This window comes from Seleniivibrio sp. (assembly GCF_021209385.1).
Classification (GTDB): domain Bacteria; phylum Chrysiogenota; class Deferribacteres; order Deferribacterales; family Geovibrionaceae; genus Seleniivibrio.
In genome coordinates, this window is sequence record NZ_JAJOIL010000035.1 from 52,504 (window position 1) to 66,070 (window position 13,567).

General features: G+C 46.3%; 19 protein-coding genes. 5 read left to right on the forward strand and 14 right to left on the reverse strand.

The genetic code is table 11. From position 1 onward, the window contains the following. Positions 1-71 precede the first annotated feature (71 nt). A complete protein-coding gene (locus LRY47_RS11585; protein ID WP_295225585.1) occupies positions 72-275 on the forward strand; it encodes a hypothetical protein in 204 nt (67 codons plus the stop codon). A 46-nt stretch (positions 276-321) separates the two neighbouring features. On the opposite strand, the gene LRY47_RS11590 is transcribed toward LRY47_RS11585, so the two are convergent. Together LRY47_RS11590 and LRY47_RS11595 are read right to left on the reverse strand one after the other, a co-directional pair. Continuing rightward, complete coding sequence (locus LRY47_RS11590) at positions 322-870, reverse strand: hydrolase (protein WP_295225588.1); 549 nt, start codon at positions 868-870, stop codon at positions 322-324. A gap of 11 nt (positions 871-881) precedes the next feature. Then, positions 882-1,481, reverse strand: a complete 600-nt coding sequence (locus LRY47_RS11595; RefSeq protein ID WP_295225590.1) for an HAD family phosphatase — start codon at positions 1,479-1,481, stop codon at positions 882-884. A 117-nt stretch (positions 1,482-1,598) separates the two neighbouring features. Here LRY47_RS11595 and mnmA point away from each other — a divergent pair, with 117 nt between their 5' ends. Continuing rightward, positions 1,599-2,633, forward strand: a complete 1,035-nt coding sequence (gene mnmA / locus LRY47_RS11600; RefSeq protein WP_295225593.1) for a tRNA 2-thiouridine(34) synthase MnmA — start codon at positions 1,599-1,601, stop codon at positions 2,631-2,633. After that, complete coding sequence (locus LRY47_RS11605; RefSeq protein ID WP_295225596.1) at positions 2,617-3,288, forward strand: asparagine synthase-related protein; 672 nt, start codon at positions 2,617-2,619, stop codon at positions 3,286-3,288. The genes mnmA and LRY47_RS11605 overlap by 17 nt, the downstream gene beginning before the upstream one ends. Here LRY47_RS11605 and LRY47_RS11610 read toward each other — a convergent pair. Then, complete coding sequence (locus tag LRY47_RS11610; RefSeq protein WP_295225598.1) at positions 3,272-4,507, reverse strand: HAMP domain-containing sensor histidine kinase; 1,236 nt, start codon at positions 4,505-4,507, stop codon at positions 3,272-3,274. The two genes, LRY47_RS11605 and LRY47_RS11610, sit on opposite strands and share 17 nt — an antisense overlap. Positions 4,508-4,633: 126 nt before the next feature. Here LRY47_RS11610 and LRY47_RS11615 point away from each other — a divergent pair, with 126 nt between their 5' ends. Further along, positions 4,634-5,299, forward strand: coding sequence for a sulfite exporter TauE/SafE family protein (locus tag LRY47_RS11615; RefSeq protein ID WP_295225600.1), 666 nt, complete (start codon positions 4,634-4,636; stop codon positions 5,297-5,299). On the opposite strand, the gene LRY47_RS11620 is transcribed toward LRY47_RS11615, so the two are convergent. Continuing rightward, positions 5,294-5,614, reverse strand: coding sequence for a metalloregulator ArsR/SmtB family transcription factor (locus LRY47_RS11620; protein WP_295225603.1), 321 nt, complete (start codon positions 5,612-5,614; stop codon positions 5,294-5,296). The genes LRY47_RS11615 and LRY47_RS11620 overlap by 6 nt on opposite strands. A gap of 77 nt (positions 5,615-5,691) precedes the next feature. On the opposite strand from LRY47_RS11620, the gene LRY47_RS11625 reads away from it, so the two are divergent. Further along, positions 5,692-6,048: a DsrE family protein gene (locus LRY47_RS11625; RefSeq protein ID WP_295225606.1), complete on the forward strand. Its 357-nt coding sequence runs from the start codon at positions 5,692-5,694 to the stop codon at positions 6,046-6,048. Between the two features lie 249 nt (positions 6,049-6,297). Here the strand turns inward: LRY47_RS11625 and rpsI are convergent, their stop codons facing one another. The 10 genes from rpsI to LRY47_RS11675 form a co-directional block, all read right to left on the reverse strand. Further along, positions 6,298-6,687: a 30S ribosomal protein S9 gene (gene rpsI, locus LRY47_RS11630; RefSeq protein WP_295225608.1), complete on the reverse strand. Its 390-nt coding sequence runs from the start codon at positions 6,685-6,687 to the stop codon at positions 6,298-6,300. Between the two features lie 11 nt (positions 6,688-6,698). Beyond that, the gene (rplM, locus tag LRY47_RS11635) at positions 6,699-7,127 is read right to left on the reverse strand and encodes a 50S ribosomal protein L13 (protein ID WP_295225610.1); all 429 of its coding nucleotides are present in this window, start codon (positions 7,125-7,127) and stop codon (positions 6,699-6,701) included. Positions 7,128-7,199: 72 nt separating this feature from the next. Beyond that, a complete protein-coding gene (rplS, locus tag LRY47_RS11640) occupies positions 7,200-7,559 on the reverse strand; it encodes a 50S ribosomal protein L19 (RefSeq protein WP_295225612.1) in 360 nt (119 codons plus the stop codon). Positions 7,560-7,570: 11 nt separating this feature from the next. Next, a complete protein-coding gene (trmD, locus tag LRY47_RS11645; RefSeq protein ID WP_295225614.1) occupies positions 7,571-8,848 on the reverse strand; it encodes a tRNA (guanosine(37)-N1)-methyltransferase TrmD in 1,278 nt (425 codons plus the stop codon). Continuing rightward, positions 8,835-9,344, reverse strand: coding sequence for a ribosome maturation factor RimM (gene rimM / locus LRY47_RS11650; protein ID WP_295225616.1), 510 nt, complete (start codon positions 9,342-9,344; stop codon positions 8,835-8,837). Before rimM ends, trmD begins: the two co-directional genes overlap by 14 nt. Positions 9,345-9,389: 45 nt before the next feature. Then, positions 9,390-9,620, reverse strand: coding sequence for a KH domain-containing protein (locus tag LRY47_RS11655; protein WP_295225618.1), 231 nt, complete (start codon positions 9,618-9,620; stop codon positions 9,390-9,392). 24 nt (positions 9,621-9,644) lie between these two features. After that, positions 9,645-9,908, reverse strand: coding sequence for a 30S ribosomal protein S16 (gene rpsP / locus LRY47_RS11660; protein WP_295225620.1), 264 nt, complete (start codon positions 9,906-9,908; stop codon positions 9,645-9,647). A 34-nt stretch (positions 9,909-9,942) separates the two neighbouring features. Next, a complete protein-coding gene (gene ffh, locus LRY47_RS11665; RefSeq protein ID WP_295225622.1) occupies positions 9,943-11,295 on the reverse strand; it encodes a signal recognition particle protein in 1,353 nt (450 codons plus the stop codon). Positions 11,296-11,400: 105 nt separating this feature from the next. After that, positions 11,401-12,672 (reverse strand): YhjD/YihY/BrkB family envelope integrity protein, encoded by a 1,272-nt coding sequence (locus LRY47_RS11670; RefSeq protein WP_295225624.1) that lies wholly within the window; start codon positions 12,670-12,672, stop codon positions 11,401-11,403. After that, on the reverse strand, positions 12,672-13,511 hold the full coding sequence (locus LRY47_RS11675; protein WP_295225626.1) for a M15 family metallopeptidase: 840 nt from the start codon (positions 13,509-13,511) through the stop codon (positions 12,672-12,674). The genes LRY47_RS11670 and LRY47_RS11675 overlap by 1 nt, the downstream gene beginning before the upstream one ends. Between the last annotated feature and the right edge of the window lie 56 nt (positions 13,512-13,567).

Sequence of the window (13,567 nt, forward strand, 5' to 3'; positions counted from 1 at the left end):
ACCTGAAACAAGCAATATGGCACGCAATCTGCTTTATAGAAGCGAGCAATCAACAACAAGGAGAGAGACCAATGAAAAAACTTATCACATTCGTGTTCGCAGCGGCTCTTATGCTTGCATCCGTTTCTGCATTAGCAGCAGACGACTCAGAAAAGTCCGACACAACAGTTAAACAGGAAACAACAACAGAAGTTAAACCCGACGCAAAAGCTGACTCCGCAAAGACAGAACAAACAACCCAACAACCCGTACAAACGGAAGTTCAACCTAACTAAGCACGCAAAAAGGGCAGAGGTTTCCGTGCCTCTGCCCGCCCAAAATCTATTTTACAAGCCCTGATATCTCTTTAAATCCGTCCCGCCCTGCTCCGCCGACAAGCTGGAACAGAACAGTTTCTGTAACGGTTATCACAGCGCCAGCCTGCTCCATATACCGAAGAGCGGTCTTCCAGTTGAATTTTGCCCGTGAGCATACGGCATCAGCTGCCACATGCACTTTGTAACCTGCCTGAAGCAGATCGAGAGCAGTTTGCAAAACACAGACGTGGGTTTCCATGCCGCACAGGACAACCGTATCTATGCCCGCCGTTTTAAGCTGGTCTACGAAGCTCAGTTCCCCGCAGCATGAGAAAGAGGTCTTCTCTATGGCTTCGCAATTCAGATGTTCCGCAAGCTCCGGTATTGTCGCTCCAAGCCCTTTGGTGTACTGCTGGGTGACAAGCGTTTTGATCCCGAGAACATTCGCACCCTTAATGAGCCTTGCGGTATTGTCGGTTATTTTTCTGAGAACACCCTCGTCCATAGCCTTAACAAGTCTTTCCTGAATGTCGATGACAACCAAAGCCGTAGTCTGCTTATCCGGTTTAAACATGCATATCCTCCTTAAACATTAATCAGTTTTTCTATCTCCGCTACTCCTCTGTCGGGGTCGGTAAATAACACTGTGTTCAGTCCGCAGTCCTTTGCACGCCCGATATGCCCTTCGTTGTCGTCAACGAAAAGAGCCTCCTGCGGCTCTATGCCCATCTCTCTGCATACCAGCGGAAAAACTTCCGGAAATTTCTTTCCCGTTCCGAGGTTATATGAATTAAAAACCCGCTCGAACAGTTTGAAAAAGTCGAACCTGTCGTCAAACTCCTCAAGCCAGTTGGTCTGATCGCTTAGTATCGCCGTGCGGTATCCAGCCTCTCCAACACGTTTTATAAGCTCCAGCACCTTAGGGCGCATGGTGAACCTGCTGAAAATGACATTGCGCATCTCGTCCACAGACATTCTGAATTCGTACCTTTCGCCCAGTTTAAGCCAGAACGTCGCCTCGTCCGCACGTCCGTACATGTATCCGGTACTCCAGAGAACGTCACATGCATCATTAAAAAATTTATCCGGCGAAAAGCCATGGTGATTGGCGATGTCTGTTAAACCATGAACCCAGCCCTCGTCCGCTATAACTCCGCCAAAATCAAAGAAAACCACTTTAATCATTATAAACTCTCCCAATTTCATTAACATACTATAAAATAGAAATAAGTCAAACATCCGCTGTTGAAAAAAGCCCGCTACTGAACTATGTTAGTCCATACATCAAAAACGGAGCATCAATTGAAAACGAAAGTTCTGGTCGCAATGAGCGGCGGAGTTGACAGCACCCTCACAGCCCACATCATGAAAGAACAGGGATACGATGTTCAGGGCGTCACCATAAAGTTTTTTGAAGGACAGGAACAGGCTCTTGCCGACGGCGAAAAAGCGGCGAAAGAACTCGGCGTGCCGTGGTATGCGGCGGACTATACCCAGTTCTTTAAAGAGGATGTTATCTCCTATTTCATAAGAACTTATAAGCTGGGCAAAACTCCCAACCCCTGCGCATGGTGCAACAGGAACGCCAAACTTAATTATCTGTTCCGTGAGATGAAATCCACCTGCTCCGAAAAGATAGCCACAGGTCACTATGCAAAAAAAGTGATGTACGGCGAAAACCTGCGTATCGCGAAAGGTGCCGACCAGTCAAAAGACCAGTCGTATTATCTTTCACTGCTCCGCCAGTGTCAGATAGACGTGGTTGAGTTCCCTCTGGGCGAAATGGCAAAAGCAGACGTTAAGGCGAAAGCGGCGGAGCTGGGGCTTTCTGTTGCGGAGAAAAAGGAGAGTCAGGACATCTGCTTCCTCATGGGCGGCGATTACGGCGATTATCTTGAAAAACATATAGACCCCTCCACAATCAAAAAAGGCTGGTTCATCAAAGACGGACAAAGACTTAAAGAACATAAAGGAATCATTTACTACACAGTCGGACAGAGACGCGGACTGGAAATCGGTTATCACGAACCGCTTTTCGTTAAATCCATAGACCCCAAAACGGGTGATATTATCCTTTCCGACAAGGAAGAGGTCACAGGCAGAGGCGTGAAGCTCACCGACATGGAATACCCTGCCGACCACGACAGGATTTTTTCCGCAGAGGTCAAAATCCGCTACAGAATGGAACCGGTTGGATGCATGGTGGAAATACAGCCATCGAACACGGCAACCATCCTGTTCGACACGCCGGAATTTGCACCGACACCGGGACAGGTGGCGTGCATTTACAAAGACGATGTAGTTATAGGCGGGGGATTGATTGGAAACGTATTTTAATAGGTTCAAACAGGCTTATGTCGCTCTCAGCGGCGGCGCGGACAGTGCGGCGGTTCTCATGCTGGCGGCAGAGAACATGGGTGCAAAGAACGTTAAAGCGTTCACATGCATCGGCGGACACGTCTTTGAATATGAAATACAAAAAGCGGCGGAGATAGCCGCGAAACTTGGTGTCGAGCATATTACAGCACCCGCTGTAATACCTGCCGTGTTCTACGAAAACACTCCTGACAGATGCTACCATTGTAAGAAAGCGGTGCTGGCAAAAATTGCTGAATACGCAGGAACAGCCGTTATATTCGACGGCACGAACATCGACGACGACCCGGCAAACAGACCGGGCTTCCGTGCGCTGGCAGAAACAGGCGTGGTATCACCTCTGCGCGATCTTGGACTTGGAAAAAGTTTTACTCTGGAAAAAGTAAAGGCTCTGGGCATAGATTTTCACGACGAATCATGCAAGGCGACAAGGCTTACACTGCCTATAGATTCCGAACGGATGGACACTGTTGAGCGGGCGGAAAACCTCCTGCGCGACAGATACAGAGGCATCCGTTACAAGATAGACGAAAACAGGATAGAGTTTAAAAAACCGCTATGCCTGACAGAGCAGGATTTTGAGAATATCGTAAACGCGGTCAAACTAAGTCGGTGACCTCACAGGGGATCACGATGCGGAATCTCGCGCCGCCCTCTTCTCCGTCAGATGCCGTTATCTCCGCGGACATTGCCTCCGCTATCGCGGCGCACACGGCAAGCCCCAGACCGGAACCGTCAGCTTTGGTCGTATAATACGGCTGAAATATCTTATCCATATCGGCATCGCCGAAACCCTTTCCGTCGTCGTTGTAAATCAGTTCGATCCCCTTCTTCACAACGTTCAGATTTATCACTGCGTTTTTTGCTCCCGCATCAAGGGAATTGCTCAAAAGAACGGTAACTATCTTGCCTATCTTCGACCTGTCCACAGTCACTTTTACATCGTCGGCATAATGCACGGCAGTTATAAGGTTTTTCTGTATGTATCTGGATGCTTTACGGCGGATGTAGTCGCCGAGTTCTGCCAATGTCACTTTTGATGCCGTTATTTTAACGGGAAGAGAGTATTCCACAAACTCCCCTATTCTCTCCCCGAGCTTAAAAGTTTCATTACGGATGGACATGATGTCCGCATGGCGGTGTCCCTGCCTCTCAAGGCTGTCAACGATACGGTTTATCTCGTCTATCGGTTCCGCAAGTTCCTGCGCCAGTCCGAACGAAAGGTTCTCCATACGGGTCTCGTGCTTCTGCCTGTTCTCTTCGTGCAGTTTGGAATAATCACTGATGGGTTTTGTCATGCGCTGACTGAGATACAGTCCGGTGAGAAGAGCCGAAACTATAATCAGCAGATTCAAGAGAATAAGACTGCTGATGTTCGTAACAATCACTTTAACGATGGAAACTCTGCTGATAAAAAACTCCATAGTTCCTATATGCTTGCCGAGTTTATCCGTTAAAGGTATACGGAAAACGATGTTATTGACATCCGGTGTCAGGCTGTCTCTGTCAACCTTTCCGTCCGCCATGTAAAGTCCGTCAGAATTGTAAACGGCGATGTTGTCCAGATGGGGTACTGCATCGGTCAGACGGGTGATAAGTGTAAAGATTCCGAAGGAATTGTCATCCTCAAGATATTTTTCAAGATCGGATGACACTATTTTGCGCTGAGCCTCTATAAAATGCTTTGCCGAATTCACTTCGGCGATATACTGAATGTAAACGAAGAGAACTACGTTCACCATCACGGCTGTAAGAGCCAAAAGCCCAATGAGCAGAATGGGTCTGCGCTTTAAACGTTTAACAAGCCTTTCCGCCTTTTCACTTGGTGAGTTCATTCTCTCCTCCCAAAATATATTATACCTCAACATTAGAAATGAGCAACTATTCGATCTCTGATCACCCTTAACCTTCTTTTCATTATTAACGTTGTTCATACGTTATTATTCTGATATCTGAAAGCTATGGAACTGGATATTTTCCTGATATTTCTTACAGGCGTTTTTGCATGGTTTACGGCTGTGTTGTCCGGCGGCAGCGGTTCGCTTATCTTTCTGCCCTTGTCTTTTCTCTTTCTGCCTGCGGAAACAATGGCACCTGTTACAGTCATAGCAATGTTCTTCAGCAACATGTTCAACACTCTGAGACACCTACATAATGCTGATCCTACAAAGCTCAAAAAATCGCTGGCTAAGGTTTTTGTCTGCGCTTTCCTGAGCGTGTGGCTATATTCTGTAACGGATGCACTCATATATTCCGTTCTTCTTCTGTTGTTCTACATATCTCATCTGGCACTTGGCGTGAGACTTAACAGAGGCAGTCTGCCCTCATATTTCGTAACCGGATTTTTCGGCATCAGCCCATTGCCGCCAGCTACAGCTACAGATGATAAAGCAGCATCTAATATCTTGAATCTGATATCTCTGGTAACTGTAATATCAGGGTACGTCTTTTTCGGTATCATCAACAGTAATATTCTCCTATCCGGTGTCGCAGGAGGCATTGGTGCTGTTTCCGGCGGCTTGATAGGAAAAAGATTTTCAGCGGCTTTTCCTGACAGAGTCTTCAGAACATTGATAAACATCGTTCTTATCGTCTGCGTATGCATAATAGTAGCCGGTCAGCTATAATGTATTAATGAATTCTTTGACTCCGCATAGAGTATCCATATCCGGTTCAACAAATATCCGGTTGCCTGACTTATACATTTTGATCAATCCTGAATCTTTGAGTTCTTTCAGATGTCTCGATATTGTCGGCAAACTGTAATTAAACTCTGCAGCTATCGTACCTACGCATGTCGCCTGACTTATAATATCCGTATTTTCTGCTGATGTGTCTGCATTGCAAACATATGGCGATTTCAAAACTTTCAGCATAATGGAAAGCCTCGTTGTATTCCCAAGAGCCTTAAACACCTTGGCGTATCTGACTGAATTGCTCATAAATCTCCTTGCCTAATATAATATGTCAGTGTAAAATTACTTAGCAATTTAGCTAAATATGCAACTAGAGGAACAGTATGGACATACTCATGATTCTTAACGGAAACCCTTATGACGGAAGTGATAAAACATGGAACGCACTCCGTCTGGCAAACACTCTATTACAGAAAGAGTGCAAAGTCTGCATTTTTCTGATGAACGATTCGGTTGATTTGGCAAGGGATAAAACGGTTAAACCTGACTATTATGACACAGACCTTGTAGCCATGCTTAAAGAACTGATAAGCAAAGGACTAGTTCTCAAAGTATGCGGCACATGTCAGGCAAGATGCGGTATACACAAAAATGAACCATATTTCTCACCGGATGTAAAAAGCACAATGAACGAATTGGCTGAACTTGTCATTAACAGCGGAAAGGTTATAACATTCTGAAGGGATGAGACTGTGCTTCGGGCTGAAGCCCTCGCAGAGACGGGAGAAAATGTAAAAATCAGCCCCAGCCCATCTTTGCCAAAGATAGGAGCAATCTTTAGTCTTTTGATACGAGCAGAAAGAGGCGCTTGTGATAAAATTCCCGAAGTGCACACGAACGTATATGAGCAGAATTTTCGAGCAAAGAACGAAGTTATGCGATGTATATAAAGGATAAAAAAAAGGGTCTGCAAAAGCAGACCCTTGAATTTAACGTTTTGAGAACTGAGAAGATTTTCTCGCTTTCGGTTTACCGGGTTTCTTACGTTCAACTGCTCTTGAGTCTCTGGTAAGGAAACCTTCTTTTTTCAGTGCGGGACGGTTAGTAGCATCGAATTCGCAAAGTGCTCTTGCGAGACCGTGGCGAACTGCGCCTGCCTGACCGCTTTTGCCGCCGCCTTTAACAGTGATGTAAAGGTCGAACTTGCCCTCAGCGCTGATGGTGGAAAGGGGCTGGAGGCTGATCATTGTAAGAGTAGGTCTCTCAAAGTAAGCCTCGGGCTCTTTGCCGTTGATAGTGACAACACCTTTGCCGGGTTTGATGAAAACTCTGGCACAGGATGTTTTTCTTCTGCCTGTTCCGTATGTATAGTCAGCCATCAATAGTCTCCTTATATCTCGAATACTTCGGGATTCTGAGCAGCATGAGGATGCTCGGAACCGGTATAGATTTTAAGTTTGCTGATCATAGCTCTGCCCATTTTAGTTTTGGGGAGCATGTTCTTAACAGCCAGACGGATGACATCTTCGGGTTTTTTCTCAAGTTGTTCTTTAAGAGTTCTCTCTTTAAGACCGCCGAGGTAACCGGAGTGTCTGTAGTACATTTTGTCGTCCATCTTAGCGCCTGTGACGATGAATTTGTCAGCGTTGATAACGATAACAAAGTCGCCTGTGTCTATAGAGGGAGTGTAGATCGGTTTCTTTTTGCCCATAAGAGTCATTGCGATCTCAGTAGCCATACGTCCAAGAACTTTGCCTTTAGCGTCGAGAACGTACCATTTTTTTTCTATTTCGTCGGGTTTTGCCCAATAGCTTTTCATGTGTAAACCTCGTCAAAAATGTGAGCCTTTTAATTTATTTAATCTGTGACAAACTGTCAAGCAGATTTTAAATTAAAGACCTTTCCTTCTTTCTTTAATTCTCGCAGCTTTACCGCGCAGGTCTCTCATGTAGAACAGTCTAGCCTGACGGACTTTACCTGTTCTGATGAGTTCAACCTTGTCTATACGGGGTGAACAATAGGGGAAAGTTCTTTCAACGCCTATGTCGCCTACCATCTTTCTGACGGTGAATGTTGAGTTGGTGCTGTTTCTGTGGATCTTGATAACAAGACCTTCGTATGCCTGAATACGCTCTTTGTTACCCTCAACGATACGGAAGTAAACTCTTACTGTATCTCCGGCGCGGAAAGCAGGCGTTTCTTTTTCAGTTTTAAACATCGCCTCAACAGAAGCGATAAGTTTATTTTTCATGGATGAGCCTCCTAAAAACTATGTATCCTGTCAAGTATTATGGCCACGGCGCTTCTGACCGAAAGGTGGTTGAAAGGTCCGACCCCCTTTATGGGTTTAAGCACCCTGTCCGACATTTTGAAAACGTCTTCGGTGAAGCCCCAGCCTGTGCCGAAAATAATCAGGCACGGTTTTTCTTCTGAGAGCCTCGCCGTTTCTTCAAAATCGATATTTGCTCTGGAATCGCGCGCTGTGGTTGCGATAACCACCGGACGCTCTCCTTCGAGCTTTTCGATTTCTGCTATAACATCAAGAAGTCCTTCCGAAAGTCGGGTCCTTTCAAAAGCCTCCTTGCGGTTGACATTGTAAGTTGCACCGTAACCGTTAAGCCAGTGGTCGATAACTCTTGAAGCTATCTCACGCTGAGCCTGAAGGGGTGTCACAACGAAGTATTTTTTAACGTCATACGTTGTGCAGCTTCTGGAGATGTCGTGCAGATCCATGTTGGTGATGGACGTTGCAACGTTTGTCTTCTCCTTGTCCTTCATCGGGTAGTGCAGAAGGGCGACGTATATTTTCTTTTTTAATGCGATCATGTCAAGATATTTTTTATCTTCGGCACTTAAATCTGCATTTTTGAGCATGTCCGGTCTGTTCTTCGCGGTTATTTCGATGGATTTCTGTCTTCTCCATTTCTCAATTTCCGCGTGGTGTCCCGATAGAAGGATTTCGGGTACCGACTGACCATCAAACTCCTGTGGCCTTGTGTAATGGGGATACTCCAACATTCCGGAGGTGTGAGAGTCCTCCAGAGGCGAGTTTTCATCACCCAGAACGCCCGGCAGAAGCCTTGCGATGGAATCTATCATAACCATTGAGGCAAATTCGCCGCCTGTCAGAACAAAATCGCCCAGCGAGAGCGACTCATCAACACAAAGACCGACTACCCGTTCATCCACTCCTTCATAACGTCCGCAGATGAATGTGAGGCTATCATACTCGCGGAGCCTTTCGGCGTCCTTCTGGGTAAATTTCTTACCCCTCGGGTCCATGAGTATGACGTGGGTATCGCCATCCTTTTGTTTCAGATCTCTGACAGCGGAAACGATAGGTTCCGGCTTCATAACAAGTCCCTGTCCGCCGCCGTACTGATAATCATCGGTGAGCCTGTGTTTGTCTGTGGTATAGCTTCTTATATCAACGGGGTTTATGGCAAAGAAGCCTGAATCCGCAGCCTTAGACAGAACACCCTGCGAGAAGGGCGTTGTGAACATCTCCGGAAATATCGTAAGGATATTAAACGTTTTCACTTATTAAGCCCTCTCTGTTGATCACCAGTTTTTTCTCTTTCACGTTTATCTCTGTAACGTGGTCCTTATTATTGGAAATCAGGTAGGTTTCGCCGTCGCCCTGAATTCTGAAAACCTCAGCGGCTCCAGCCTCCATATAGTCGATGAGCGTTCCGACCGTATTTCCGTCAGTGTCTAACACCGTACACCCCTCAAGCTCGTGCCAATATATTTCGTCATCAAGCTCTGGGAGCATCTCTTCGGGGAGAACAACGTCCATCCCCTTGTATTTCAGAGCGGAGTCTATATCCTCCACCCCTTTGAAGCCCACAAGGAGCATGCCCTTGTAGTCCTTCATATACTCAACTTCGAGAGACGCTTTCACTTTGCCCTCTTTTGAAAGCATCATGTACTGCATCTCTTCCAGAACTTCGGGGCTTTCCGTGGTGACCTGCATCAAAAGAAGCCCGTCCAGTCCGTGTGTGTTAACAAGTTTCCCTATCTTTATAAATTTCATGAACCACGCCGCAGGGAATCTTTATCTCCTCTGCAAATGGGAAAATCAGTCCAGAATTTCCAGAATGACTTTCTTTCCGTTTTTAACGCCCGAAGCATTGATTATCGTTCTGATAGCCTTTGCCGTGCGTCCCTGTTTGCCGATGACCTTTCCGAGGTCGGCGGAATCCACCCTGAGTTCGAGGATGGCGGCCTTTTCGCCTTCAACCTCTTTAAGCTCCACAGCCTCGGGTTTATCGACCAGAGACTTTACGATGAATTCAACAAGCTCTTTCATGGTTCACCTCGTAATTATCGGTGCTTATTTGGATGCTGCGTACTCAGCGATAACGCCTTGTTTAGACAGCAGGTTTTTCACTGTGTCAGAGGGCTGTGCGCCTTTTCTCAGCCAATCCAGAGCTTTTTCGGTGTCTATTTTCACTTCTGCCTCTGCGGGCATAGGGTTGTAATAGCCGAGGATCTCGATGAAGTTACCGTTACGTCTCTCCTGAGCATCACATACAACGATTCTGTAGAAGGGTCTTTTTTTACGTCCAAGTCTTACAAGTCTGATTCTGGTAGCCACTTAAATGTACCTCACTTTTGTACTTATATTATTGTTATCTCATTTTGAGAAAATCTCTCATCATGGCAGGGTTCAGCTTATTGGAGCCACCCAGTTTCTTTTTCATCTGCTTCATCATCTTGTTCATCTGATTAAGCTGATTGACCAGTCTATTAACATCGGCAACGGAGGTTCCGCTGCCCTTTGCTATCCTTTTTCTCCTGCCGGAGTTGAGTATCTTGGCATTCTTACGCTCATGACGTGTCATGGAGAAGATTATAGCCTCGATCTTTTTGAACTGTTTTTCGTCCATGTCGCCCATGGAAACGTTGCCCAGTCCGGGTATCATACGCATGATGCTCTCAAGGGAGCCCATCTTCTTTATCATCTTGAACTGTTTGAGCATGTCGTCAAAGTCGAGACCGTATTTCGCCATCTTTTCGGCCATGTCTTCCGCATCGCCGTCTTCAATGGATTCCTGTGCTCTTTCAACCAGTGTGACGATATCGCCCATGCCGAGTATTCTTGACGCCATCCTGTCGGGATAGAACGCCTCGAACTCAGTCATTTTTTCGCCCGTACCGATGAATTTAAGAGGTTTACCTGTCACTTCCTTAATGGAAAGCGCGGCTCCGCCTCGTGCATCACCGTCCATTTTGGTAAGGATTATACCTGTCGCTTCAAGGCTTTCGTTAAAGCTTTTGGCAACGTTTACTGCATCCTGACCTGTCATGGCATCCGCAACGAAGAGTATTTCGTCGGGGGTTACAGCCTCTTTTGTACGGACAAGTTCCGCCATCAGCTCTTCATCAATGTGAAGTCGTCCGGCGGTATCTATAATAACCACGTCTTTCGCGGTCTTTTTTGCATATGCAAGAGCGTCTGACGCAATTTTAACGGCATCTTTGCTCTGTTTGTCGGAGTAAACGTCGCAGTTAAGCTGTTTACCCAGAGTTTCAAGCTGGTCTATCGCTGCTGGACGGTAAATATCGCCCGCAACAAGCAGAACGTTTCTTTTCTGCTTCATAAGAAGTCCGGCGAGCTTGCCCGCGGACGTAGTTTTACCCGAACCCTGAAGACCTGCCATCATGATAACGGTTGGCGGCTGTGAGTTCAGTCTTATCTTGCCCTCATCATAGTCCTTTCCGCCGAGTATCTCAACAAGCTCGTCATGCACTATCTTAATGAAGACCTGATCCGGTGTGAGGCTCTTTAAAACCTCTTCGCCCAGAGCCTTCGCCTGAACGCTTCCTATAAAGTTTTTTACGACTTTATAGTTGACATCCGCCTCCAGCAGAGCCATCCGCACCATTTTAAGTGCTTCCTGTATATTGCTTTCATCAAGGCGTACCTGCTTCTTGAGCTTCTTGAATACGCCGTTGAGCTTGTCGTTCAAAGTAGCAAACATTTTTAAGCGCACCTCTAGGACGTTATAAGGGTGAACTAAAGTTTATAGGTGAAACACCCCTCGCTGTCAATGAATTTTTGCTTATGGAAGGTCATTTATGTATGATTATTCTTCCGTATTCAGCCTGCTCAAAGCGGCATCGGTCTGTTTGAGCCGTCCGCAAAGAGTTGACATCACGCGGCGGGAAAGAACGTAGCTGTCTTTCATTATTTCGTCAAACTCATAGGGCGAAAGCACCAGCAGTTCAGTGTCGCGGTCCGCCTGCAAAGTCGCACTGCGCGCCTCCTGCGTTATATGCGCCATCTCGCCGAATATCTCACCTTCGCCGACTGTGCCGACAAGCCTGCCGTCGATGATGATGCGCATACGCCCTTCCTTTATATAATAAACGTCGTAACTTTTATCCCCTTCATGAAAAAGCGTTTCGCCCTCTTTCAGCTTTCTGGTGAATTTTGACAGCAGGTGGCTGTTCATCCGCATGAACATAGGCGACGGTTTTTCATAGGAAAAAAGCTTATTCAGAATTAGGATATCCGCACGGTAGCAGACGAACACAAACTGAGCGCAGTAGAGGTATATCATGAAAACAAAATATGCCCATACAAGTATTACTATAACTGACCCGACGATGCCGTATGCCGTGCTGACGCTGAACAGATGGAACATCCCGAAAGCCGCGAATTTCACCGCGCCGTAAAGCACAATGAACAGCACCGCGCCCTTTGCGGCGCTTTTGTTGTCCGGTTTTTTAACGGGTATATATTTAAAGCTGGCAAACACCAGCATAAAACTCATCATGACTGCCACGACACTTGACGCTATGGAAATACCCTGAACAACCAGAGTTCCCGTCATATTGAAAAACGTAAGATACTCTATAATAAGCCCTTTCAGACCACTAAAGACTGCAAGCAGAAGCACCAGAGCAAACACAACGGGCAGTATTATAAACGCAATAAAATTCTCCATAACGAAATTGCGCTTGTTCTCGGAGGGGAAAATCACAAAGAACGCCCGCTGGATGGAAACCAGTATCAGGCGGCTCGACCACACAAGGTTCAGAAGTCCCAATATCCCCAAAGCGCTTCCTGCACTGCCAGATATGCCAAGATCGCGAAACATTTTAGGCGATATGTTCTCATTGAAAGTATAAAGGAGATAGAACAGTTCCTCAGAAAAATTCGGATATTTAGACAGAAAGGTGTCAAATATATAAAACAGGAACAGTACCAGAGGGATAAGTGACAAAAGCATATAATATGCCGCAGCAGCCGCGTGGTTGCGCAGTTCGTTGCTTATATAATAGCTGTAGCTGAGTGTAAGCCGTTGAAAAAACGACAGCACATGCCTTTCAAGTGTTCTGTAAAATCCTGACATCAGACCACTTTCACATGCCACGGCTCAAAGCGAACACCGTAGGGGTTCTTCTCGTCATAGCGGATGCGCATATATCCGCCGTGTATAAGGCTTGCGTATTCTTTTGTGGTGGCAAAGCGGTCGGTAAAATTGTCCGCACCCCAGTTTCTGATACCCACATCGAAATCGCCAACCCCATGGAACGAATATCCCACAGGTGCAAGGGAGCGGGAAGCCATTGAAAGGTTGCCTCTGGTCTGAACGGCTTTGTTAAGAAACAGATAAAGCTGCTTAACAATACCTCGTATGCCGGATGTCAGCGTAAGACTGCGCATATCCTTCATGATCTTGTCGTGGGTGGAAACCGCTTCCTTATATATATAATGTCCGGTTCTGGGTATCTTGACTATCTCGCTGCGGTCTATGTTGTCAGTGAGCGAGGTCATCACCTTTTCGCCGAAAAAACCGTACACTGCCGCATCTCTGGCAAAAAGCTCCTCAACATATTTCTGTTCTCTGGCGTTAAGCCCCTGAATTCTTGATATCCGCCCCATCGTTTTGAGCATTTCGTCATAGTTCATGATGTTGAAGTTGGCATAGCCGACATAGTTCATAACAGAGCGTATCTTGGCATGGCAGGAGCGTATATGTGCGAATTCTTCAGCGGACGCCATGAAATCGTCAGGAAAACTGCGGTCGAAATCCTTTATCTTGCGGAAGTAATCCCTGCTGAAAAACAGACTGTCTTTGACCTCCGGTTCGGCATTGAATTTATGCAGAACCTCGCCGAAAGCCGCGGCAGGCGAAACGGAAAGTGCAGCGATGCAGGATATCCTTAAAAGATCCCTTCTTGACAGCATAGAGCTACATGTCTCCCTGTTCATTTTTGCAATTATGATACTGGATTTGATTACCA

Excerpts from the sequence above, each read along its gene's own strand:
- rpsI (WP_295225608.1), bottom strand. The coding sequence starts at position 6,687 with ATGGCTGACTATACATACGGAACAGGCAGAAGAAAAACATCCTGTGCC.
- rplM (WP_295225610.1), bottom strand. The coding sequence starts at position 7,127 with ATGAAAAGCTATTGGGCAAAACCCGACGAAATAGAAAAAAAATGGTAC.
- rimM (WP_295225616.1), bottom strand. The coding sequence starts at position 9,344 with ATGAAATTTATAAAGATAGGGAAACTTGTTAACACACACGGACTGGAC.
- LRY47_RS11595 (WP_295225590.1), bottom strand. The coding sequence starts at position 1,481 with ATGATTAAAGTGGTTTTCTTTGATTTTGGCGGAGTTATAGCGGACGAG.
- ffh (WP_295225622.1), bottom strand. The coding sequence starts at position 11,295 with ATGTTTGCTACTTTGAACGACAAGCTCAACGGCGTATTCAAGAAGCTC.
- LRY47_RS11615 (WP_295225600.1), top strand. The coding sequence starts at position 4,634 with ATGGAACTGGATATTTTCCTGATATTTCTTACAGGCGTTTTTGCATGG.
- LRY47_RS11585 (WP_295225585.1), top strand. The coding sequence starts at position 72 with ATGAAAAAACTTATCACATTCGTGTTCGCAGCGGCTCTTATGCTTGCA.
- LRY47_RS11610 (WP_295225598.1), bottom strand. The coding sequence starts at position 4,507 with ATGAACTCACCAAGTGAAAAGGCGGAAAGGCTTGTTAAACGTTTAAAG.
- LRY47_RS11620 (WP_295225603.1), bottom strand. The coding sequence starts at position 5,614 with ATGAGCAATTCAGTCAGATACGCCAAGGTGTTTAAGGCTCTTGGGAAT.
- LRY47_RS11625 (WP_295225606.1), top strand. The coding sequence starts at position 5,692 with ATGGACATACTCATGATTCTTAACGGAAACCCTTATGACGGAAGTGAT.
- LRY47_RS11590 (WP_295225588.1), bottom strand. The coding sequence starts at position 870 with ATGTTTAAACCGGATAAGCAGACTACGGCTTTGGTTGTCATCGACATT.
- LRY47_RS11675 (WP_295225626.1), bottom strand. The coding sequence starts at position 13,511 with ATGCTGTCAAGAAGGGATCTTTTAAGGATATCCTGCATCGCTGCACTT.
- LRY47_RS11670 (WP_295225624.1), bottom strand. The coding sequence starts at position 12,672 with ATGTCAGGATTTTACAGAACACTTGAAAGGCATGTGCTGTCGTTTTTT.
- LRY47_RS11655 (WP_295225618.1), bottom strand. The coding sequence starts at position 9,620 with ATGAAAGAGCTTGTTGAATTCATCGTAAAGTCTCTGGTCGATAAACCC.
- rplS (WP_295225612.1), bottom strand. The coding sequence starts at position 7,559 with ATGAAAAATAAACTTATCGCTTCTGTTGAGGCGATGTTTAAAACTGAA.